The 701-nt window shown below is 68.2% G+C and carries 1 protein-coding gene; it reads left to right on the top strand.

All coding sequences use genetic code 11. The annotated features are described in order from the left end of the window. Positions 1-701 (top strand): sodium:solute symporter family transporter (locus tag PV410_RS44620; RefSeq protein WP_500332396.1); only part of this gene is annotated, 701 nt, incomplete at both ends.

Below are 701 nucleotides of genomic sequence, written 5' to 3' on the forward strand. Positions count from 1 at the left end.
ACGGCTTACACGTTCGTGGCGGTGCCGGCGGCGGTGTACGCGGCGGGTGCGTCCGGCTTCTTCGCCGTGCCGTACACGATCCTGGTCTACCCGCTGATCTTCACGTTCCTGCCGCGGCTGTGGTCGGTGTCGCACAAGCACGGCTACGTGACCACCTCCGACTTCGTGCGCGGGCGGTTCGGTTCCAAGGGCCTGTCGCTGGCGGTGGCGGTCACCGGCATCCTGGCCACGATGCCCTATATCGCGCTGCAGCTGGTGGGCATCCAGGCCGTGCTGGACGTGATGGGCGTGGGCGGCGGCGAGTCGTCCAACTGGTTTGTCAAGGACCTGCCGCTGCTGATCGCCTTCGGTGTCCTGGCGGCCTACACCTACTCCTCCGGCCTGCGGGCACCGGCGCTGATCGCGTTCGTGAAGGACACGCTGATCTACATCGTCATCGCGGTGGCGATCATCTACATCCCGATCAAGCTGGGCGGCTTCGACGACATCTTCGCCAAGGCCGGCGACGCCTACTCCCAGGTCAACCCCGCCACCGGCAAGCCGCGCGGATCCCTGGCGCCGGGCGACACCGCCCAGTGGGCCTACGGCACCCTCGCACTGGGCTCGGCGCTCGCGCTGTTCATGTACCCGCACTCCATCACCGCCGTGCTCTCCAGCCGCAGCCGCGACGTCATCCGCCGCAACACCACCGTCCTGCCGCT

Source organism: Streptomyces sp. PA03-5A (assembly GCF_033792725.1).
Classification (GTDB): Bacteria; Actinomycetota; Actinomycetes; order Streptomycetales; family Streptomycetaceae; genus Actinacidiphila.